Below are 21,196 nucleotides of genomic sequence, written 5' to 3'. Positions count from 1 at the left end.
GATCAGCCTGCTGCCGATGCTTCGGCTGCCGGGCACGAGATCAGGTCCAGCACGTCCGGCAGCGACATGGGCCTGGCGATGTGGAAGCCCTGCGCCAGCGCGAAGCCGGCGACGCGCGCGCTGAGCAGCTGGTCTTCAGTCTCGATACCCTCGATCACGCATTCCAGCGAGAGCGAACGCGCGAGATTGCGGATCGCCGCGATCAGGCGGCGACCGACCGCTTCGTCCAGACGGGGCGCGAAGCTGCGGTCGATCTTGACCATGTCGAGCGGCAACTGGTGCAGCGACGAGAGGCTGGAGTAGCCCGTGCCGAAATCGTCGAGCGCGATCCGCGCACCGGTGGAGCGCAGACGTTGCAGTGCGCCGCGCGCGGTCTCGATCTCGGCGATGAGCGTGGTTTCGGTGATTTCGAAGAGCAGGCGCCGCGGATCGCAGCCGCTGTCGTCGATGCGTTCGAGCAGGGCTGCAATGGTGTCCGCATCGGCAAGATCGTGCCCGGAAAGATTGAAGGACACCGTAAGTGGATGCGGCAGTTGCGTGAGCGCGCTCAGCACATGGCCGAACAGCGTGGCGGTCACGTCGCGGGCGCGCCCGATCCGTTCGGCCGAGGCGATCATCATTTCTGGGGCGACGGCGCCAAGGCTTGGCGAAGTCCAGCGCGCGAGACATTCGAAGCCGACCGCCACTTCGCTTTCCGTGGCGACGATGGGCTGGAAGGCGACTGACAGTTCGGCGGAAAGATCGGCCGTCTGGAGTGCGGCGTCGAGCGCCTGCTCGGAACGGATCAGCACTTCGAGTTCGCTGGAGAAGCGCACGCAGGAACCGCGCTTGTGGTTTTTCGCGTGGTAGAGGGCAAAATCCGCGCGGTCGTAAAGCGAATGGGCGTCGCGGGCGCTTTCAGGATAGACGGCGATCCCGGCCGAGCCGCCTACCGCCACGGTGACTTCGCCGATGCGTGCCGGCATGCGGATCGCGGAGCAGAATCTCTGGGCGATCTCTTCCGCTTCCTCGGCGCCGCCCAGCACGATGAACCCGAACTCGTCCCCGCCGAGCCGGGCGACCACGACGTTGGAGGGGCTCTGCGCGATCATGCGGCTGCCGATCACTTGCAGGAGGCGGTCCCCCTGCGCGTGGCCATAAGTGTCGTTCACCGGCTTGAAACGGTCGAGATCGATCAGGCCGACGCAGAACACCTGATCGTCCTGCTCCTTTTTGAGCATCGCTTCGAGCGTGGCGAAGAAATAGCGGCGGTTGGGCAGGCCGGTCAGCGCGTCGGTCTGCGCGAGGCGGGCGTTCTCGTCGCCCAGGACCTGCGCCTGCCGTCGTTCGATGCGCAGTTCGCGCTGGGCGACTTCCAGTTCCACGAAGGAATCGTAGGTATCGCGAAGGATCTTAAGGATCACCGCTGCGACGAGGGCGATGTTGATCGCCACCGCCGTCAGCACGTCGGAGCCGACGGCGACGCAATAGGCCAGGAAAGTACCCAGCGCCGTCACGCAGATCAGCATGGCTGCGGTGGGCAGGAAGGTCAGGCAGAACACGCAGCCAAGCACCGTGATCGCCACGAAAATGGCGACATGGCCATGCTCGTAGGCGTCGCCATAGCGATCGAGGCATAGCGCCCAGATCGAAAAGGCGATCGTGAAGATCACCGAGAGCCACGTCGTGCGGTCCATCCGCTCCTGCGCGAGAGTGGTGTCGAGGTCGGCGCTGCCGATCGGGCGCAGCCAGACGAACATCCGCACGAGGCAGGCGGCAATGAGTATCGCAGGCACTGTCAGCGTGAGCACGCCGGGCGCCACGAAGCGGTGTGTATAGGCCAGGATGCCCGCATTGACCGACAACAGCCCGTATAGCGGCGGGATGCGTTCGCGCAGGCGCAAGTATTGCGCCACCGGCAATGGATATTGCCCGGCACGATGCATTTTGCTCTGTATCGTATTGGCGTCAGGCAAAAGGTCGTCTCCTGGCGAGTTGCTTACGTATAAATCCTTGATGAAGCGTAGACGAAACCCCGATCTCATCCGATTTGGGCTTCACCCATTTCCGAGGCGGGCGGGTGGAATCCGCTCTAACCCCGGTCGGCCCCTTTTCCCGCCATGGCGGGGGCTCTAAGGAAGCGGCGTGAGCGAACTTCCCATAAACTACGTATTACCCGAAATTCTGTCCGCGTTGCGTGACGGCCCTCACGCCGTGCTGATCGCGCCGCCGGGGGCAGGCAAGACCACCGCGCTGGCGCCCGCGCTGCTGTCGGAGCCCTGGTGCACGGGCACGGTGATCCTGCTGTCACCCCGGCGTGTCGCGGCGCGGGCCGCGGCCGAGCGCATGGCCGAGCAGCTTGGCGAAAAGGCCGGTGAGACGATCGGCTACGTCACTCGGTTAGACGTCAAGCGGTCCGCGCGGACCCGGGTTCTGGTGATGACCGAGGCGATCTTCGTGGCGACAATCGTATCCGATCCCGAACTGTCCGGCGTTTCCGCCGTTCTGTTCGACGAGGCCCATGAACGGCATCTCGATAGCGACCTTGGCCTGGCGCTCGCCCTCGAATCCAGCGCGGTGCTGCGGGAGGATCTGCGCATTGTCGTCATGTCGGCAACGATCGACGGCGCGCGTTTCTCGCGCTTGCTGGGGGCCGAGGTTCCCGTAATCGCAAGCGAGGGCAAGGCCTGGCCGCTTGCGCTGCGCTGGCTCGGCGCGTCTCCTGCCTTGCGGATCGAGGATGCCATGGCCTCCGCCGTGCTGACAGCCTGGCGCGAGCAGGAGGGGGACATCCTCGCCTTCCTGCCCGGTGTGCGCGAGATCGAGCGGGTGTCGGAGCGTTTGGCGGAGAAGCTTCCGCAGGCGCTGGTGCTGCCGCTGCACGGGCAGTGCGAACCGGCAGCGCAGCGCGCGGCCATTCGCCGCGATTCGCAGGGGCGCCGCCGCATCGTGCTCTCCACCGCGATCGCCGAGACTTCGCTGACGCTCGACGGGGTTTCGGTGGTGGTCGATAGCGGCCTGTCGCGCAGGGCCGAGTTCGACAAGGCGGCGGGCGTCACCCGGCTGGTGACGCACCGCGCAAGCCGTGCCTCGGCGGCGCAGCGCGCGGGGCGCGCCGCACGGCAGGGCCCGGGCACCGCCTATCGCCTCTGGGAGGAAGCCGCGCATCCCGGGCGTCCTGAATTCGATCCGCCGGAGATGCTGACCAGCGATCTTGCGCCGTTGACGCTCTCGCTGGCGCAGTGGGGAGCGGGCGATCCCATGGCGATGGCCTGGCTCGATCCCCCACCCGCCCCGGCGCTGGAGGCGGCGCATCGGCAGCTTGAGGCACTGGGCGCGCTGGATGCGGGAGGGCGGATCACCGATTTCGGTCGCAAGGTCGCCAGCCTGCCGATGGACCCGGCGCAGGCCGCCATGATCCTCCATGCGAGCGAACGGGGCGAAGCGGAAACGGCGGCCAGGCTGGCCCTGCTTCTCCAGGAGCGAGGGCTGGGCGGGCGTAGCGAGGATCTTTCGCAGCGGCTTTCCCGCTGGAATGCGGACCGTGCGCCGCGTGCGGAGGCTTCGCGCAAGCTGGCGGCCGGCTGGGCCCGGAGGGCACGCTCCCTCGTACCCGCGGCCGGGCCGGGCGGCGATAGCCCGGTCGGCGTGCTGCTGGCGCTGGGGCGGCCGGACATGGTGGCGCGCAGGCGCGATGCCGGCGGCGAGAACTGGCTTTCCGCCGGCGGCCGGGGCTATGTGCTCGATCCCGCCTCACCGCTGGCGAGCAGGGAATGGCTCGTGATCGGCGATGCGCAGGGGCAGGCGCGGGGCGCCCGCATTCTCTCGGGCGCTTCGCTGGAAACCCCGGAAGTGGAGCAGGGGCTGTCCTCCCGCATCGAGCGGCGGTCGGTCCTGCGCTGGAACGAGGCCGAAGGCCGGGTCGAGGCCCGGCTGGAGCGCCGTTTGGGGGCGATCACACTGGCGACCGGGCCGGACCCGTCGCCCGATCCGAAGGCGATCTCGGCATTCCTGCTGGAGCGTGTTCGCGAACGGGGGCTGGAACTCGTGCCCTTCGGCAAGGGCAGCCTCTCGATGCTGAAGCGCGCGCGCCATGCCGGGATCGCGGCATTGTCCGACGAAGCTTTGCTGGCCGATCTCGATGACTGGCTCGGCCCGCTGCTGGGGCGCCGAATCGATGCGGTAGACAAGGGCGCTCTGGCCGAGGCCTTGCGAAATCGCCTGACGTGGGACGATCAGCAGGCGCTCGAAAAACTTGCTCCGCCCGAGTTTCGCAGCCCGGCCGGAAGCACGCATGCGATCGATTACGAGGATGAGGGCGGCCCCAGCGTGGAGGTACGTGTGCAGGCCCTGTTCGGGCTCGATCGCCATCCGACCTTCGGCCAGCCGCCGCAGCCATTGCTGCTCAAGCTGACGTCGCCCGCTGGCTGGCCGATCCAGACGACGCGCGATTTGCCGGGCTTCTGGCGCGGCTCTTGGCGCGATGTCCAGCGCGACATGAAGGGGCGCTATCCGCGCCATCGCTGGCCGGACCAGCCCTGGACGGAAGACCCCAGCCTGAAGACGCGCAACGCTTTCGAGGCATCGCGCAAGTGAGCCCTTCGCGGCTCATGCGGGCGATACACAGCTATCGACGCGATTCGCGCTTGATTTCCGCCGCGATTCGGAGGCAAAGCGCTTGCCCATGAGTGCACGCATCTATCAGCGCCCGAAGAACGCCATGCAGTCCGGCAAGGCACTGCTGGACCAGTGGGTCCTCGAATTCGCCCCCTCCGAGGCGAAGAAGCCCGATCCGCTGATGGGGTGGGCCGGTTCTGGCGACACGCAGCAGCAGGTCACGCTGAAGTTTCCCGACGTGGAAGAAGCGAAGGCCTATGCCGCTCGCTACGGCATCGAAGCCGAAGTGCATTCCACGCCGCCGCGCCGCCTCAAGATTCAGGCATACGCCGACAATTTCCGTTGACCCGCTGCGCTGAGGCGCAGGTATCAAGCAATCGGCCCGCGTTTTTCCGAAAGGGGAACGCGGGCCGATTGCGTTATGGCGCTCAGGCTTCGCGGCGGCTGTTCGAAAGGTTCCGCAATCCGGGCTGGACAAACCCGGCGCGCCTCGCCATATGCCCGCCCGGGAGTCGGGTGGACGTTTGCGTTCGCCAACCTGGTCAGGTCCGGAAGGAAGCAGCCACAACGGATAGCGGCGGGTCGCCCGGCTCCTTCAGCCCACATGATGACAATGTCCCGAAAGGGTCAATTGATCGCCGGACCCGCCGGAAAGTCGCGGTTTCGGCTCTGGGCTGTGGAGCAATTTGCTTTTCCCCTGACATTCCGGCCTCGGCCCCCTAGTTTGGCAGGCGATGGACGATTCACGCGACATGTTCGGCGATACCCCCCCCTGGGACGACAAGGAGGAGGAAGAGGCCGCACCGACCAAGGCCCAGCTTGAAGAAGCCGGGCAGGCGTCGATGTTCGGCGATTCCGACCCGGCCCTGACTGAACCTGTAGCGCCCGAATCTGTCGTTGCTGCCGAACCCGTTGTTGCTGAACCTGCAGCCGCGCCCACGCTCGAGGCGAAGCCTACGCCCGCCAAGGCCGCGCCTGCGGCGGTCGGCGTGCCGGCCCAGCCCTATCGCGTGCTTGCCCGCAAGTATCGCCCGCAGACTTTCGCCGAGCTGATCGGGCAGGAGGCGATGGTGCAGACGCTGGCCAATGCCATCAGGCGCGACCGACTGGCCCACGCCTTCCTGATGACCGGCGTGCGCGGGGTCGGCAAGACCTCGACCGCGCGTCTGATCGCCAAGGCCCTGAACTGTATCGGGCCTGACGGGCAGGGCGGCCCGACGATCGATCCCTGCGGACAGTGCGAGCCCTGCCAGGCCATCGCCGAAGGCCGCCATATCGACGTGATCGAGATGGACGCCGCCTCGCACACTGGTGTCGACGATGTGCGCGAGATCATCGAGGCCGTGCGCTATGCTGCCGTCTCGGCCCGCTACAAGATCTACATCATCGACGAAGTTCACATGCTGTCTCGCAATGCTTTCAATGCCTTGCTGAAGACGCTTGAGGAACCGCCCGCGCATGTGAAGTTCCTTTTCGCGACCACCGAGGTCGACAAGCTGCCGGTCACGGTGCTGTCCCGCTGCCAGCGATTCGACTTGCGGCGCATTCCGGCACCGATGCTGGCCGCTCATTTCGCGAAAGTCTGCGGCCTTGAGGGCGTCGATGCCGAGAGCGAGGCGCTGGCCATGGTCGCCGCCGCCGCAGAAGGCTCGGTGCGCGACGGTCTGTCGATCCTCGACCAGGCCATCGCCCATGCCGACCTCGACGGGGAGGGGCAGGTTCGCGCCGAGAAGGTGCGCGACATGCTGGGGCTTTCCGACAAGAGCGTGCAACGGGCACTCATCACCGCCATTCTCGATGGCCAGGGCGGCGAACTGCTGAATCTGATCGCGCACCAGTTCGCGCTCGGCGTAGAGCCGATCGCGATGATGCGCGGGTTGATGACGTTGGTTCACCGCATCGCCGTGGCCCAGGTCGGCGGCGGCGCCCATGATGCGCATTCCGCCGAGGAGCGCGAGGCGATCGAGGGTTGGGCCAAGGCCCTGAAGGCCGGGCAGGTCCATCGCATCTGGCAGCTTCTCATCAAGGGGCATGAGGAAGTGAAGTCTGCGCCCGATCCGCTGGTGGCGGCGCAGATGGCGCTGCTTCGGATCATGCATGCCTCGGACATGCCCGACCCCGGCACGCTCGTGAAGAAGCTTGAAGACCTGGCTGCCCGCGTGCCTGCAGGCGTGCCCGGCGGTGTTGACGGGGCACCGGCCGGTCCTGCGGCGGTCGCCGCCGTGACGCCCGAGATGGTGGCCCGGCGCTGGGAAGAGCTGGTCGACGATGTCGAGCACATGGGCGAACTGTCCACCGCCAATACCATGCGCATGCAGGTGCGGGTGGTCGAGCTGGCATCCGGCATGCTGCGCTATTCGCAGCCGCCCGGTTTCAGCGAGGATATCACCGGGCTCCTGCGTGCCTGCCTTGCCAAGGCGACCGGGGATCGCTGGGAAGTCCACCGCGTTTCGGAGCAGGGCACGCCGACCCTGGTCGAGCAGGCCGAAGCAAGGAAGAATGCGGAAAGCGATGCCGTGAACCAGCACCCGCTCGTGCTGGCGACCAAGGCGGCGTTTCCGCAGGCCGCAATTATCGAGGATGATCGCCCGCTCGCCGTTGGCGGCGGAGCGCGTAACTGGAGACGTTGAGATGAAGTCGATGGAAGAGATGCTCAAGGCGGCGCAGCAGGCTGCCGAGACCATCCAAAAGCAGATGAACGAGGCCCAGGGCAAGCTGGACGCGATGGAAGTCGAAGGACTTTCCGGCGGCGGTCTCGTCAAGATCCGCTGCTCGGCCAAGGGCCGCGTGATCGGCGTGTCGATCGACGACAGCCTGATCCAGCCCAGCGAAAAGCAGATTCTCGAAGACCTGATCGCGGCGGCCTACAACGATGCCCGCGTGAAGGCGGATTCGGTGGCCGGCGAGGAACTGGCCAAGGCGCAGCAGGGCATGGGCCTGCCGCCGGGCTTCAAGATGCCGTTCTGAAGTTTCGCAGGATTTCCGCGCTCCGGTTCGATAACGCCGGGGCGTGGGAAATGCGATTTCAGTCAGGGATGACGAAATTCCCGGCGGAATGCGCTATATGGGATCAACGCTTCGGTATTTTCCGGTGCGTCCGACCTAGGGGAACGGAGAAGGGGTGCGGTTAGCGCTTCCACAGTCTTTCAGAGCCAATCCATTGCGTGCGGCCCGAGAGACCCCATATCGTCCCGCGAAGGCCGGGAGGCTCTTGCAGCGCTCCCGCGTGTGTTGAAATGGATATGACCTTGAACCTGCTTCCGCTGCTTCCCTTGCGCGACATCGTCGTGTTTCCCGGCATGGTCGTGCCGCTTTTCGTCGGACGCGAGAAATCCGTGGCCGCGCTCGAAGCGGCGATGGCGGGTGAAAAGGACATCTTCCTCCTCGCCCAGCTCGATCCCGGCTGCGACGATCCCGATCGTGACGACCTTTACGATACCGGCGTTATCGCCAGTGTCCTCCAGCTCCTGAAGCTGCCGGACGGCACCGTGCGCGTGCTGGTCGAGGGGCAGGAACGTGCCAGGCTCGAGACCCTGCGTGCCGAACAGTCCGCCGAAGGCGAGATGCTGGTCGCCCAGGTCGAGCGTGTCGAGCCCGTGGAGGCCGACGGCACGGAAGTTGCCGCGATGATGCGCACGGTGGTCGAACAGTTCGGCGAATATGCGAAGCTCAACAAGAAGCTCTCGCAGGACGCCGGAGACCAGCTCGGCGATATCGAGGATGCGGCGAAGCTGGCCGATACCGTGGCCGCGCAGCTTTCCGCCAAGGTGGGCGACAAGCAGGCCGTGCTCTCGGAGCCGGACCCGCTCAAGCGTCTCGAAATGGTCTATTCCTTCATGGAAGGCGAACTCGGCGTTCTTCAGGTTGAGCGCAAGATCCGTGGCCGCGTGAAGCGCCAGATGGAGAAGACCCAGCGCGAGTATTACCTGAACGAGCAGCTCAAGGCGATCCAGTCGGAACTCGGCGGCGGCGACGGCGAGGAAGCGAACGAGCTTCAGGAGCTTCAGGAGCGTATCGAAAGCACGCGCCTGTCGAAGGAAGCCCGCGAAAAGGCCACGGCCGAGCTGAAGAAGCTCAAGTCGATGCAGCCGATGAGCGCCGAGGCGACCGTCATCCGCAATTACCTCGATGTCCTGCTCGGTCTGCCCTGGGGCAAGAAGAGCAAGCTCAAGCGTGATATTTCGGCCGCGCAGGAAATCCTGGACGCGGATCACTACGCCCTCGACAAGGTCAAGGACCGGATCATCGAGTATCTGGCGGTTCAGGCCCGTACCAACAAGCTGAAGGGGCCGATCCTGTGCCTCGTCGGCCCGCCGGGCGTTGGCAAGACCTCGCTTGGCAAGTCGATCGCCAAGGCGACCGGGCGCGAGTTCATCCGCCAGTCGCTTGGCGGCGTGCGCGACGAGGCCGAGATTCGCGGTCACCGCCGCACTTATATCGGTTCGCTGCCGGGCAAGATCGTCACCAACCTCAAGAAGGCGGGCAAGTCCAACCCGCTGTTCCTGCTCGACGAGATCGACAAGCTGGGTCAGGACTTCCGCGGCGATCCGGCCTCGGCGCTGCTCGAAGTGCTCGATCCGGAACAGAACGCGAAGTTCCAGGATCACTACCTCGAACTCGACATCGACCTGTCGGACGTGATGTTCGTCTGCACGGCGAACAGCCTGAACCTGCCGCAGCCGCTGCTTGACCGCATGGAAATCATCCGCCTCGAAGGCTACACCGAGGACGAGAAGGTCGAGATCGCGGAGCGGCACCTCGTGCGCAAGCAGGTCGAGGCACATGGCCTCAAGAAGGGTGAGTTCACGCTCACGCAAGAGGGCCTGCGCGACCTGATCCGCTACTACACCCGTGAGGCCGGCGTGCGTACGCTGGAGCGCGAGATCGCCAAGCTGGCGCGCAAGTCGCTGCGCCAGATCCTCGAAGGCAAGGCTACCGAGGTCACGATCACGCCGGAGAACCTCTCCGACTTCGCGGGCGTTCGCAAGTTCCGCCACGGCGTGGGCGAGGAAGAGCATCAGGTCGGTGCCGTCACCGGCCTTGCCTGGACCGAAGTGGGCGGCGAACTGCTGACCATCGAAAGCGTGACCGTGCCCGGCAAGGGCCAGATCAAGGCGACCGGCAAGCTCGGCGACGTGATGAGCGAGTCGATCCAGGCGGCTTTCAGTTTCGTGAAGGCGCGCTCGCCCGCTTATGGCATCAAGCCTTCGACGATCCAGAAGAAGGACATCCACATCCACCTGCCCGAAGGCGCGGTGCCCAAGGATGGTCCTTCGGCGGGCATCGGCATGGTCACCTCGATCGTCTCGACGCTGAGCGGCGTGCCGGTGCGCAAGGATGTCGCCATGACCGGCGAGGTCACTCTGCGCGGCCGCGTGCTGCCGATCGGCGGTCTCAAGGAGAAGCTGCTTGCCGCACTGCGCGGCGGCATCACCACGGTGCTGATCCCGGAAGAGAACCGCAAGGACCTCGCGGAAATTCCCGAGAATGTGAAGCAGGGCATTGATATCATTCCCGTTTCGCATGTCGACGAAGTGCTGGCCAAGGCCCTGACCGAGCCGCTCGAAGCCATCGAGTGGACGGAGGCAGACGAACTGGCTGCAGCACCGCCGCAGGCTCCGGTCCCTTCGGCGACCGCTCACTGAATCTGTCGCGAGACGCCCTTTCCATTTCGGGAGAGGGTGTCTCGCGGCAATTTTCGGTCGAGCTGGACCTTCTGAAAGAAAGTCTTTTGCGCAGGGCGCTTGTCATGAGCGCACACACCCTGTAACGGCCCGCGTTCCTGCGGCGCACCTTGCCTGCAGGATTTTGCTAGAAGGATCTTGAAATGGGTTACCGGGTTGCCGTCGTCGGCGCGACCGGAAATGTCGGCCGCGAAATGCTCAACATCCTCGCCGAGCGCGAATTCCCCTGCGACGAGATCGCAGCGGTGGCTTCGTCGCGTTCGACCGGGACCGAGATTGAATTCGGCGAAACCGGCAAAATGCTCAAAGTAAAGAACATCGAGCATTTCGATTTCACCGGCTGGGACATCGCGCTCTTCGCTGCAGGCTCCGGCCCGACCGCGATCCACGCGCCGCGTGCCGCCGCGCAAGGCTGTGTCGTGATCGACAACTCGTCGCTCTACCGGATGGACCCGGACATTCCGCTGGTCGTGCCGGAAGTGAACCCCGAGGCGATCGACGGCTACAAGGCCCGCAACATCATCGCCAATCCCAACTGCTCCACCGCGCAGATGGTCGTGGCGCTGAAGCCCCTGCATGACAAGGCGAAGATCAAGCGCGTCGTCGTCTCGACCTACCAGTCGGTTTCCGGCGCGGGCAAGGCGGGCATGGACGAACTGTTCGAACAGAGCCGCGCGATCTTCGTGGGCGACCAGGTCGAGCCGCGCAAGTTCACCAAGCAGATCGCCTTCAACGTGATCCCGCATATCGACGTCTTCCTCGACGATGGTTCCACCAAGGAAGAGTGGAAGATGGTCGTGGAAACCAAGAAGATCCTCGATCCCAAGATCAAGGTGCAGGCCACCTGCGTGCGCGTGCCGGTCTTCGTGGGCCACTCGGAATCGCTCAACATCGAGTTCGAGGAAGAGATTTCGGCCACCGAAGCGCAGGACATCCTGCGTGAAGCGCCGGGCGTGATGCTGGTCGACAAGCGCGAGGACGGCGGATACGTCACCCCGGTTGAAGCCGTGGGCGACGGCGCGACCTACATCAGCCGCGTGCGCGAAGACTCGACCGTCGAAAACGGCCTGGCGCTGTGGTGCGTCTCTGACAACCTGCGCAAGGGCGCCGCGCTCAACGCGGTGCAGATTGCCGAGCTGCTCGGCCGCCGTCACCTCAAGAAGGGCTGACGCGGCGGGCTTCACGGCCCTCGCCGACATGAAAAAGGGCCTGCGGAGCATTCGCTGCGCAGGCCCTTTTCGTGCGGATCGGGGCCTATCGTCCCTCGGCCGCGGCAAACGCCTTCATCTGCGCATATGCCGCCTCGCGCGCGTCATCAGTCAGGGACAGGAGATAGGCCGAAGCCTCCTTGTACGTCAGGAACGGCTGGTCATCGGCCACGATGGGAACGGTTCGGCTGTTGTAGATTCGTTTCAGCAGGCGTCGTTGCGGCCGGCTCAGCGCCGGGTTTTCGGCGCTCGTGTTTTCTTCTGTCGTTTCCATGGGGCGCTTTATCACGGCTTCGTTCGCGGCAGCAATGGCGCGCGCGGGGCGTTCCGGGTTACTCATTGCGCATGACCCAAACCATGACCGGCGGCTGCCAGTGCGGCCGCATTCGCTATGAGGCCAAGGTCGAGAACGACGAGGCCTATTTGTGCCATTGCCGCTATTGCCAGAAGGCGACGGGCGGCTTCGCGGCGGCTTTCGTCCAGGTGCCGAAAGCCGGGGTGACCTGGGAGCATGAGCCGGACTGGTACCAAAGTTCCGCCATCGCGCAACGGCCGTTCTGCTCGCGCTGCGGCACCCCGCTCGGGTTCGACTTCATCGAGAGCAGCGGCAACATGGACCTGACGCTCGGCAGCTTCGACGAACCGGGTTTCTTCCGTCCCGCTGCACATTCCGGCTGCGAAAGCTTGCATCCGGCGTGGCTCGATACCAAGGACCTGCCGAGGCATTACAGCGCGGAGACGGAAAGCGTCGCGTCGCGCTGGAAGGCGGCAGGACTGGAGGTTCCCTAAGTGAGCGATCTGCGCAAGGAAGTCATCGAAGGTTACGCGGGCACCGATCTGGCCGTGCACGTCATGGGCGATACCGGCGCGCGCCCGCTGCTGCTGCTTCACGGCCTGTTCTCCAGCGCCGACGTGAACTGGATCAAGTACGGCAACGCGAAGATCCTTGCCGACGCCGGGTTCGAAGTCTTCATGCCGGACCTGCGCGCTCACGGCGAGAGCGGTGCGCCGCACGATACCGCTGCCTATCCCGCCGACGTGCTGGTCGAGGATCTCAAACTGGTGATCGCCGCGCTTGGCCTGGCCGACTACGATCTTGGCGGTTTCTCACTGGGCGCGCGGACTTCGGTGCGCGGCGTGCTGGCAGGCCTTGCGCCGCGCAAGCTGATCCTTGGCGGCATGGGTCTTACCGGGCTCTCCGGCTGGGCGCGGCGCAGCGCCCACTTCGTGGATGCCATCGATCGTTTCGGCACTATCGAACGCGGCGACAAGGCCTTCATCGCGCAGGCCTTCATGAAGTCGATGAAGATCGACCGGGTGGCGGCGCGGCTGCTGCTGGGATCGGTGGACGATACCGGTGCGGATGCCATCGCCCGGATCGTGATGCCCACGCTCTGCGTTTGCGGGGCGGAAGATCACGACAACGGCTCCGCGCCGGAACTGGCGGAAGCTTTGCCGCAGGGACATTACGTCGAGACGCCGGGCAATCACATGTCTTCGGTGACGTTCAAGGATATGGGCAGGGCCATGGCCGAGTTTCTGCTCGATTAAGTAGAAGAAGATTCCGGGGCAGGCGGCACCCGGCTTCGACATTCCTGGGGGTGCAGGGGGCTATGCTCCCCTGCTTTTGCCCTTCTCTTCCGTCCTCAACAGTTGATCTCACACAGCGGGCGACTAGTCTCCCGCGCCATCAGAGAGACAAATGAGGACAACCCCATGAAATTCGCATCCACCGCGCTTGCCGCGCTCGCGGCCGGACTTTCGTTCGGCGTGGCCGCGCCGGCCTTTGCCGAGGACGCGCCCTCCTATCCGGAGACCGCACAGGGCGCCGCGCAGTTCGTGGCCGCCGCCGAGAAGGACCTGTTCGATTTCTCGGTCGACAATGCGCGCATCAACTGGGTGAACTACACCTATCTCACCGACGATACCGACGCTCTGGCAGCGCAGTCCAACGGGCTGTTGACCGAGAAGCAGGTGGCCTATGCGGTGGAAGCGGCGAAGTTCTCGAAGCTGCCGGGTCTCGATGCCGATGTCTCGCGCAAGCTTGGTATTCTTCGGCAGGGTATCGTCCTGCCGGCGCCGACCACGCCGGGTGCCGCCGCCGAACTGAGCGCGATATCCACGCGTCTCGCCTCCACTTACGGCAAGGGCCGCGGCACGCTGGACGGCAAGGAGATCAACGGCTCGGACATCGAGGCGGAGATGGGCAATCTGACCCACACGCCTGCCGAGTTCGCCGAGATGTGGACGACCTGGCACGACAATGTCGGCAAGCCGATGAAGGGTGACTACGTGAAGATGGTCGGCATCGCCAACCAGGGCGCCAAGGAGCTCGGCTATGCCGACGTCGGCGCCATGTGGCGTTCGGGCTACGACATGACGCCGGAGCAGTTCTCGGCAGAAACGCAGCGCCTGTGGGAGGAAGTGAAGCCGCTCTACCTCGCGCTGCACACGTATGTCCGCCACAAGCTGAACGAGAAGTACGGCGATGCCGTGCAGCCCAAGACCGGGCCGATCCGCGCCGACCTGCTCGGCAACATGTGGGCGCAGGAGTGGGGCACGATCTACCCGCTGGTCGCGCCCAAGGGTGCCGGCGATCTCGGCTACGACATCGGCGATCTGCTGAAGGCGCAGGGCCGCACCCCGATCGACATGGTCAAGGCGGGCGAGGGCTTCTACTCGTCGCTCGGCTTCGCACCGCTGCCCGAGACGTTCTGGAAGCGCTCGATGATCGTGAAGCCCGCCGACCGCGAGGTGATCTGCCACGCCTCGGCCTGGGACGTCGACAACAAGGACGACGTGCGCATCAAGATGTGCACCAAGGTGGATTCCGGTGACTTCGTGACGATCCACCACGAACTGGGCCACAACTACTACCAGCGCGCCTATAACAAGCAGCCGTTCCTCTATCTCAACGGCGCCAACGACGGCTTCCACGAGGCGATCGGCGACTTCATCGCGCTCTCGATCACGCCGCAGTACCTCGTGCAGATCGACCTGCTGGACAAGACCAAGGTGCCCAGCGCCGACAAGGACATCGGCCTCCTGCTGCGCCAGGCGATGGACAAGGTGGCGTTTCTGCCCTTTGGCCTGCTGATCGACCGCTATCGCTGGGGTATCTTCGACGGTTCGATCCAGCCTGCCGACTACAACAAGGCCTGGACGAAGATGCGTCTCGACTATCAGGGCATCACCCCGCCTGCCGCGCGCGGTGACGACGGCTTCGACGCGGGTGCCAAGTTCCACGTTCCGGGCAACACGCCCTACACGCGCTACTTCCTCGCCCGCATCCTCCAGTTCCAGTTCTATCAGGCGGCGTGCAAGCAGGCCGGCTGGAAGGGCCCGCTGCACCGTTGCAGCTTCTATGGTGACAAGAAGGTCGGCGAAAACCTGAACAAGATGCTGGAGATGGGCATGTCCAAGCCCTGGCCGGAGGCGCTCAAGGCCTTCACCGGCACTCCGCAGATGAGCGCCAAGCCGATGCTCGACTATTTCGCGCCGCTCAAGAAGTGGCTCGACGAGCAGAACAAGGGCGAGAAGCAGGGCTGGTAACGAGAACGGCCCCGGCGACGCATGGTCGCCGGGGCCGTTTCGAAGCAGATAGGGGGAGCCGGTTCGCCCGGCTCCCCTTTTTCATGAGCGTCAGAAGTTGACGGTCACACCGGTGAAGAAAGTCCGGCCGTAAACGTCGTAAGTCGTCGGATAGGTGTTCGATTGTTCCTGGTTGTCACCCAGGATCGGCGGCTTCTTGTTGAACATGTTGTTCATGCCGATGTTCCAGGTGAAGCGGTCCGCCACATCGATCTGCGCGGTGAGATCGAAGTAGTCATACGCCTTGATCTTCTCGACGGTGTATTTCGTCGAGTTGTCGTCATCCTTGACCGGCGAAAGGTGGCGCCACGCAAGCGACACGGTCGCGCCGTCGGTCGACCATGTTGCGCGGCTGTTGAGGCGCCACTTGGCATAGACGTTGTTGCAGAGCAGGCCGAACTTGCCGGCGCATTCGACCGACGCGCTGGACAGGTTGGCGGTGGGATTGAACGTCCAGTGCAGCAACCGGGTGCCGCTCACGCGCAGAGTCAGCTTGCTGCTGTCCTGGGCCCCGAAGGCAAGCGGGATGGCGTACTGGGCATCGAAGTCGATGCCGTCGGTCTTCACGCCGCCCGAATTGGTCAGATTGTCGATCGCGCCGGTGATCATGTAGGTATTGGAGTCACGCGGCAGCAGGGCGCAGGCACTGGTATCGATCGGCGTCCAGCCGTTCTCCTTGGTACCGTAGCACGACTTGATGATGTTCGACGTGCCAACGGCAGTGATGAAGTTGTCGATCTTGATGTGGTAATAATCGACGGTGAAGGAGAGGCCCGGAGCGAACCGGGGCTGGATCATCGTACCGACCGTCCAGGTATTCGCCGTTTCTTCGCGCAGCGCGGTATTGCCGCCGTTGTAGCTCTCGATCTGCGAATCCGCAGTGTAGTTGCCGATCTTCGATGCAGGGATGCCCGAGGCAAGGCAGCTTGCGTTGAGATTGGCGTTGGTGATCGCCTCGCTCGTGCCGGTCGCCGAATCCTTGGCGCAGGGGTCGGTTGCCGATTCGTAGTTCTGGGCATTGCCGCTGAACAGGTCGTTGACCGTCGGCGCGCGGACTGCGCGGGAGAACTGGCCGCGGAAGCTGATGTCCTTGACCGGCGACCAGACGAGGCCCGCCGAGAAAGTGCTGACCTGGGACACCGCATTCGAATAGTCCGAGAAGCGGTAGGCGCCGTTGAAGTCCAGGCGGTGGATGAACGGCTTGTCGGCAATCAGCGGGACGTCGATTTCGGCGAACAGCTCCTTGACGTTATAGCCGCCGGCGATCGGCTCGGACGAGTTGAAGCCGATCACATCGCCCGAGGCGAGTGCTTCGTCGGGTTCGAAGCTGCCGTGCTCGCTGCGATACTCGGCACCGAACGCAAGACCGGCCGGGCCTGCACCAAGATCGAACAGGTTGCTGTTGGTGATCGCGCCGCTGGCGACCTTCTCGGTGATGGTGGAGCGGTTGACCGTATCGATCGAGATGAAGTCCGCCGCTTCCTGGCTGATGTTGCCGGCACCGAAGATGTTCAGCGGAACGCAGCCGTTGCTGGTATCCGAGCAAACGAGGTTGCCGCTGGAATCGTAGGTGGTCTGCAGGGCCTGCTGGACCCGGCTTGCCGAGACGTTGCCGGACTGGCGCTCGACCTGCCTGGTGCGCGAGTAGCTGAAGTAGGCGTCGTAGTTCCAGTTGCCCGAAATCTGGCCGCGTGCGCCGATGAGGCCGCGATAGGCCTTGCTGTCCATGTTGGAGATGCGGTCGCCGACTTCGGTCAGGCGGCGGTTGATGGCGGTGGAGGTATAGCCGTCGCCGTCGGTGTCGTAGCTGGCGAGCAGGGCCTGCGAGCTGGATGACAGGAAGGACGAATCGGTGTCGATCGAGAAGGTGCCGGTCAGCGGCGTCGGCGCGAGCTGGTTCTTCACGCGGTTGTGGATGTACTGGCCCTCACCGTAGAGAGTCAGGTGATCGCTGACGTCGAAGTGCCACTGCGCCGAGAGCAATTCGCGCTTCTGGGGAACCTGAAGGTAGTTCTCCGATGCGTAGTTGTAGGCGTCGGCCGGGCTTTCGTAGAGCGAATAGCTGCCGTCCTGCGCGAACTTGTAGCCGGTTCCGTCCAGCGTGACCTTGCCGTCCGGTGTCGTTCCCGAACCGCCGGCGACCAGCCCGCTGGTGCCGTCGGTCTGCGCGACCGAGGTGTAGCTGCGGCCCGACTGGAGGATCGACTTGCGACGCATGTAGTCGCCGTAGATCGTGATGTTGCCGCGCCCGTCGGCGAAATTCTTGCCGACCAGAAGGCCGCCATTGTACTGCGCACCGTCGCCTTCGCCGGTCAGGCGGTAGTTGGCATTGGCCTGGACCCCGTCGAAGTCCTGCTTGGTCACGAAGTTGACGACACCGGTCACTGCGTCCGACCCGTAGACTGCCGACTTGCCGCCCGTCACCACGTCCACACGCTCGATCAGCGCGGTCGGGATCGTGTTGAGGTCGACGATCTGGTTGGTGTCATACGAGACATAGCGGTGGCCGTTCACCAGGACCAGGGTGCGCGCGGCGCCCAGGCCGCGCAGGTCGGCCGTGGCGACGCCCCCGCCGGGATTGTTGGAGGCAGCGGTCGAGCCCGGCAGGATCTGCGGCAGGTCCTTGAGGATATTCTCGACGTTGACCTGCCCGGTCAGCGCGATTTCCTTTGCCGACACGGCCATGATCGGCGCGGCCTGCTCAAGGTTCGGATTGGACAGGCGCGAGCCGGTCACGACGATGGCGCCGCCTTCCGGTTCGGCATCGGCCGCGTTGGCGGAGGCATTTGCCGGGGTGCTGTCCTGGGCATGTGCCATGGCAGGCAGGCCCATCAGCAGGGTGGACGCCAGCAGAAGGCGCTTCATCTCGGATGTCATTCGGTACTCCCTTTGCGGGTTTCGGCGCGTCATTCGGCGCAGGCCGAAACCAGATGAGGGGGTTTGCTCCCGAGATTAACGATCTGTCATCAGTAAATAGTATTCGATCTTTATTGAAGTTCCCACAGTTGTAGATGGGCAACTATTATTTCATCGGATGATTTATAAAAGTAATTTAAAGGTAATTTTTTGAAATATTCATGTAACATGAAATTACTTCATCTTGTCTTGCGGATATGCCGATTTGTTGTGCAAAAATCCATCACAAACTTATAAGATTGCTATCTGGCTGCCGGCGCTGACATTTCCGTGCCGGGTTGCGGGGAATGGAAGGGTTCTGGGCGCCATCGCGCATCGGGCGCGCGCCGTGTGTTTTTGCCGGAATCGAAAAAGGGCGTCGCTCTGGTGGAGCGACGCCCTTTCCCGTCATGCCGTTAGCGCCGCCGCGCGGCGGGTTCTTACCGGAAAGGCGGTTCGTTGAACGCGCGCAGCTTGCGGGAATGCAGCTTCTCGCCCTCGGCGCGGAGCAGGTCGCAGGCGTGGAGGCCGATCTTGAGGTGGCTGGCGATGGCTTCTTCGTAGAAGCGGTTGGCCTGGCCCGGCAGCTTGAGTTCGCCGTGGATCGGCTTGTCCGAGACGCACAGCAGGGTGCCGTAGGGCACGCGGAACCGGTAGCCCTGGGCGCTGATCGTGGCGCTTTCCATGTCGATGCCGATGGCGCGGCTGAGGCTGAAACGATGCGCGGATTCGGTATAGCGCAGTTCCCAGTTCCGGTCGTCGGTGGTGACGACGGTGCCGGTGCGCATCCGCTTCTTCAGGTTGGCGCCGCCTTCGCCGCTGACCGCTTCGGCCGCCGAGGCAAGCGCCTGCTGCACTTCGGCGATGGCAGGCAGCGGGATCTCGGGCGGCAGGACCGGATCGAGCACATGATCATCGCGCAGATAGGCATGGGCGAGCACATAGTCGCCGATGCGCTGGCCTTCGCGAAGCCCGCCGCAGTGGCCGATCATCAGCCACACTTCGGGGCGGATGACCGCGAGGTGATCGGTGATCGTCTTGGCGTTCGAGGGGCCGACGCCGATGTTGACGAGCGTGATGCCCGACTTGTCGGGCCGGATCAGGTGGTAGGCGGGCATCTGGTGACGCCGCCATGCCGTGTCGGACAGGCGTTCGCGGGCATTCTCTACCGGGCTGTCGAGATAGAGGCCGCCGGCGCCCGAAAGCGCCGTGTAGTCGTCCGTGCCGATCTGCTTGCCGGCCCAGTCCACGAACTCGTCCACGTAGCGGTGGTAGTTGGTGAAGAGGATGTAGCGCTGGCAGTGCTCAGGGCTGGTCCCGGTGTAGTGTGCCAGGCGAGCGAGGCTGAAGTCGGTGCGCAAACCGTCGAACAGGGCCAGAGGCAGCGGTTCGCCGGATTCCTGGCGGAACACGCCATCGGCGATCTCGTCCCCGATCATCGCGAGTTCGGTCGTCGGGAAGTGCGCGGCCAGTTCCTGCGGCGTGACGCTGCCCATGCCAACGCCGTCAAGGACGTAGGGGAAGGGGATTTCCTGCGTCGACGGGCCGACAACGATCTCCACCTCGTAATCTTCGTGAAGCAGCGCGAGCTGTTCCTCGAGATAGTCCGCGAAGAGGCGCGGCTTGGTGATCGTGGTCGTGTAGACGCCGGCTTCGTTCAGGCGGCCGAACGAACGGCTGTAGAACGTGCCGCGCTCCGTGCCTGCGTAAGTGATGCGCAGTTCGGGGTAGGACCATGCGCGCATTTCGCGGCGTTCGGGCGGCGGAGGCGTGCCGTTCTCTACAAAGGCGGAAATGTCGGCCCGGAGAGTGCTGACGGCGGTTTCATAAACGCGGACGAGTTCCGCGAGAGTGCTCTTGATCGTTTCCATCGCCCGTAATTACTGAATTTATGTTGCAGGGCAATAGCAGCTTAAATTTCGAACGGGGCGCGGGGAAAAAGAGAAAGGCCCCCGCTCCGCATGGAGCGAGGGCCTTGATTCCCTTAGGCAGTTGCCGGGAAAGAAGAAGCTCAGGCTTCTTCTTCGCCTTCGACAGCTTCCTCGACCGCGATTTCGCCGGGTTCGGCGTTCGGGTCGTAGGCTTCGGTGAAGCCGGAGACGTCCTGTTCGAACATCGCGGCCATCACGTCCACGCCCTGCGACTGCAGGTCGGCTTCGTCGGGCGAACGAGCGACGTTCACCTTGACGTTGACCGAGACTTCGGGGTGCAGGCTGACGCGAACGTCGAACACGCCGATGGTCTTGATCGGGCGCTCGAGCACGATCATCTGCTTGGCAACGCCAGCGCCCTGCTCGTTGAGGGCATCGACGATGTCACGGACGGAAACCGAACCGTAGAGCTGGCCGGAGTTCGACGAAGCGCGGATCAGGACGACCTGCTTGCCTTCGACTTCGCTCGACTGGGCTTCTGCACCGGCGCGACGCTCGGCGTTTTCAGCCTCGATCTTCGCGCGGTTGGCCTCGAAGACCTTCTTGTTGCGTTCGTTGGCGCGCAGGGCCTTCTTGTTGGGAAGAAGGTAGTTGCGGGCGTAACCGTCCTTGACGGAAACGACATCGCCGATGGCGCCGAGCTTTTCGACGCGTTCGAGGAGGATGATGTCCATGGGCCTAGCCTCCCTTACTTGACGATGTAGGGCAGGAGGCCGATGTGCCGGGCGCGCTTGATCGCCTGGCTCAGCTCACGCTGCTTCTTTGCGGAAACCGCGGTGATGCGGCTCGGAACGATCTTGCCACGCTCGGACATGAAGCCCTGAAGCAGACGTACGTCCTTGTAGTCGATGGCCGGAGCGTTCTTGCCCGAGAACGGGCAGGACTTGCGGCGGCGGAAGAATGCACGTGCCATGGAAATCAGTTCCCTTCACGTTCACGACGGCGAGTACGCTCGCGGTCGCTCTTGCGCATCATGACCGACGGACCAGCTTCGTGTTCGTCGACGCGGATGGTCAGGTAACGGATCACGTCTTCGTTGATCTGCGTCTGACGCTCGAGCTCGGCGATGGTGTCGCCGGGAGCTTCGATGTTGAGCATCACGAAGTGCGCCTTGCGGTTGCGCTTGATCTTGTACGCGAGATTCTTGAGGCCCCAGGTTTCGGTCTTGGTGACCTTGCCCTGGTTTGCTTCGACGATCTCGGTGGCGGTGGCGGCAAGTGCATCGACTTGCGCCTGGCTGAGGTCCTGGCGTGCCAGGAACACGTGCTCATACTGAGCCACGGCAGCTTCC

The 21,196-nt window shown here is 64.2% G+C and carries 16 protein-coding genes and 1 other RNA gene; 10 read left to right on the top strand and 7 right to left on the bottom strand.

Annotated features, from left to right (window positions below):
* Window positions 1-2 precede the first annotated feature (2 nt).
* A complete protein-coding gene (locus U9J33_RS13225; protein WP_324695903.1) occupies window positions 3-1,955 on the bottom strand; it encodes a putative bifunctional diguanylate cyclase/phosphodiesterase in 1,953 nt (650 codons plus the stop codon).
* A gap of 169 nt (window positions 1,956-2,124) precedes the next feature.
* Here U9J33_RS13225 and hrpB point away from each other — a divergent pair, with 169 nt between their 5' ends.
* The 7 genes from hrpB to U9J33_RS13190 all read left to right on the top strand — a co-directional run bounded on the left by hrpB (window position 2,125) and on the right by U9J33_RS13190 (window position 11,449).
* Window positions 2,125-4,575 (top strand): ATP-dependent helicase HrpB, encoded by a 2,451-nt coding sequence (hrpB, locus tag U9J33_RS13220; protein ID WP_324695901.1) that lies wholly within the window; start codon window positions 2,125-2,127, stop codon window positions 4,573-4,575.
* Window positions 4,576-4,663: 88 nt separating this feature from the next.
* Entirely contained in the window at window positions 4,664-4,942 is a 279-nt protein-coding gene (locus U9J33_RS13215; RefSeq protein WP_054440780.1) for an ETC complex I subunit, read from the top strand.
* A gap of 159 nt (window positions 4,943-5,101) precedes the next feature.
* An RNA gene (gene ffs / locus U9J33_RS13210) (signal recognition particle sRNA small type) lies at window positions 5,102-5,196 on the top strand.
* A gap of 134 nt (window positions 5,197-5,330) precedes the next feature.
* Window positions 5,331-7,226 carry a DNA polymerase III subunit gamma/tau gene (locus tag U9J33_RS13205; protein WP_324695898.1) on the top strand — a complete coding sequence of 632 codons (1,896 nt, stop codon included), beginning with the start codon at window positions 5,331-5,333 and terminating at the stop codon, window positions 7,224-7,226.
* Between the two features lies 1 nt (window position 7,227).
* The gene (locus tag U9J33_RS13200) at window positions 7,228-7,563 is read left to right on the top strand and encodes a YbaB/EbfC family nucleoid-associated protein (RefSeq protein ID WP_132468956.1); all 336 of its coding nucleotides are present in this window, start codon (window positions 7,228-7,230) and stop codon (window positions 7,561-7,563) included.
* Between the two features lie 269 nt (window positions 7,564-7,832).
* The gene (gene lon, locus U9J33_RS13195; protein WP_420719844.1) at window positions 7,833-10,241 is read left to right on the top strand and encodes an endopeptidase La; all 2,409 of its coding nucleotides are present in this window, start codon (window positions 7,833-7,835) and stop codon (window positions 10,239-10,241) included.
* Window positions 10,242-10,423: 182 nt separating this feature from the next.
* Window positions 10,424-11,449, top strand: coding sequence for an aspartate-semialdehyde dehydrogenase (locus U9J33_RS13190; RefSeq protein WP_054440783.1), 1,026 nt, complete (start codon window positions 10,424-10,426; stop codon window positions 11,447-11,449).
* Between the two features lie 85 nt (window positions 11,450-11,534).
* Here the strand turns inward: U9J33_RS13190 and U9J33_RS13185 are convergent, their stop codons facing one another.
* Window positions 11,535-11,828 carry a hypothetical protein gene (locus U9J33_RS13185; RefSeq protein WP_324695895.1) on the bottom strand — a complete coding sequence of 98 codons (294 nt, stop codon included), beginning with the start codon at window positions 11,826-11,828 and terminating at the stop codon, window positions 11,535-11,537.
* Window positions 11,829-11,833: 5 nt separating this feature from the next.
* Here U9J33_RS13185 and U9J33_RS13180 point away from each other — a divergent pair, with 5 nt between their 5' ends.
* The 3 genes from U9J33_RS13180 to U9J33_RS13170 all read left to right on the top strand — a co-directional run bounded on the left by U9J33_RS13180 (window position 11,834) and on the right by U9J33_RS13170 (window position 15,040).
* Window positions 11,834-12,277 carry a GFA family protein gene (locus U9J33_RS13180; RefSeq protein WP_324695893.1) on the top strand — a complete coding sequence of 148 codons (444 nt, stop codon included), beginning with the start codon at window positions 11,834-11,836 and terminating at the stop codon, window positions 12,275-12,277.
* Window positions 12,278-13,039 (top strand): alpha/beta fold hydrolase, encoded by a 762-nt coding sequence (locus U9J33_RS13175; protein WP_054440790.1) that lies wholly within the window; start codon window positions 12,278-12,280, stop codon window positions 13,037-13,039.
* 165 nt (window positions 13,040-13,204) lie between these two features.
* Window positions 13,205-15,040: a M2 family metallopeptidase gene (locus U9J33_RS13170; RefSeq protein WP_324695890.1), complete on the top strand. Its 1,836-nt coding sequence runs from the start codon at window positions 13,205-13,207 to the stop codon at window positions 15,038-15,040.
* A gap of 90 nt (window positions 15,041-15,130) precedes the next feature.
* On the opposite strand, the gene U9J33_RS13165 is transcribed toward U9J33_RS13170, so the two are convergent.
* The 5 genes from U9J33_RS13165 to rpsF all read right to left on the bottom strand — a co-directional run bounded on the left by U9J33_RS13165 (window position 15,131) and on the right by rpsF (window position 21,186).
* Window positions 15,131-17,956 (bottom strand): TonB-dependent receptor domain-containing protein, encoded by a 2,826-nt coding sequence (locus U9J33_RS13165; protein ID WP_324695888.1) that lies wholly within the window; start codon window positions 17,954-17,956, stop codon window positions 15,131-15,133.
* A gap of 458 nt (window positions 17,957-18,414) precedes the next feature.
* A complete protein-coding gene (locus tag U9J33_RS13160) occupies window positions 18,415-19,845 on the bottom strand; it encodes an AMP nucleosidase (protein WP_324695886.1) in 1,431 nt (476 codons plus the stop codon).
* 140 nt (window positions 19,846-19,985) lie between these two features.
* On the bottom strand, window positions 19,986-20,579 hold the full coding sequence (rplI, locus tag U9J33_RS13155) for a 50S ribosomal protein L9 (protein WP_054440794.1): 594 nt from the start codon (window positions 20,577-20,579) through the stop codon (window positions 19,986-19,988).
* 14 nt (window positions 20,580-20,593) lie between these two features.
* Window positions 20,594-20,818 carry a 30S ribosomal protein S18 gene (gene rpsR, locus U9J33_RS13150; RefSeq protein WP_021232952.1) on the bottom strand — a complete coding sequence of 75 codons (225 nt, stop codon included), beginning with the start codon at window positions 20,816-20,818 and terminating at the stop codon, window positions 20,594-20,596.
* Window positions 20,819-20,823: 5 nt separating this feature from the next.
* A complete protein-coding gene (rpsF, locus tag U9J33_RS13145; RefSeq protein WP_054440796.1) occupies window positions 20,824-21,186 on the bottom strand; it encodes a 30S ribosomal protein S6 in 363 nt (120 codons plus the stop codon).
* Between the last annotated feature and the right edge of the window lie 10 nt (window positions 21,187-21,196).

This window comes from Novosphingobium sp. RL4, assembly GCF_035658495.1.
Classification (GTDB): domain Bacteria; phylum Pseudomonadota; class Alphaproteobacteria; order Sphingomonadales; family Sphingomonadaceae; genus Novosphingobium.
The sequence above is the reverse complement of the archived record's forward strand: the minus strand, read 5'-3'. Positions and strand labels throughout refer to the sequence as shown.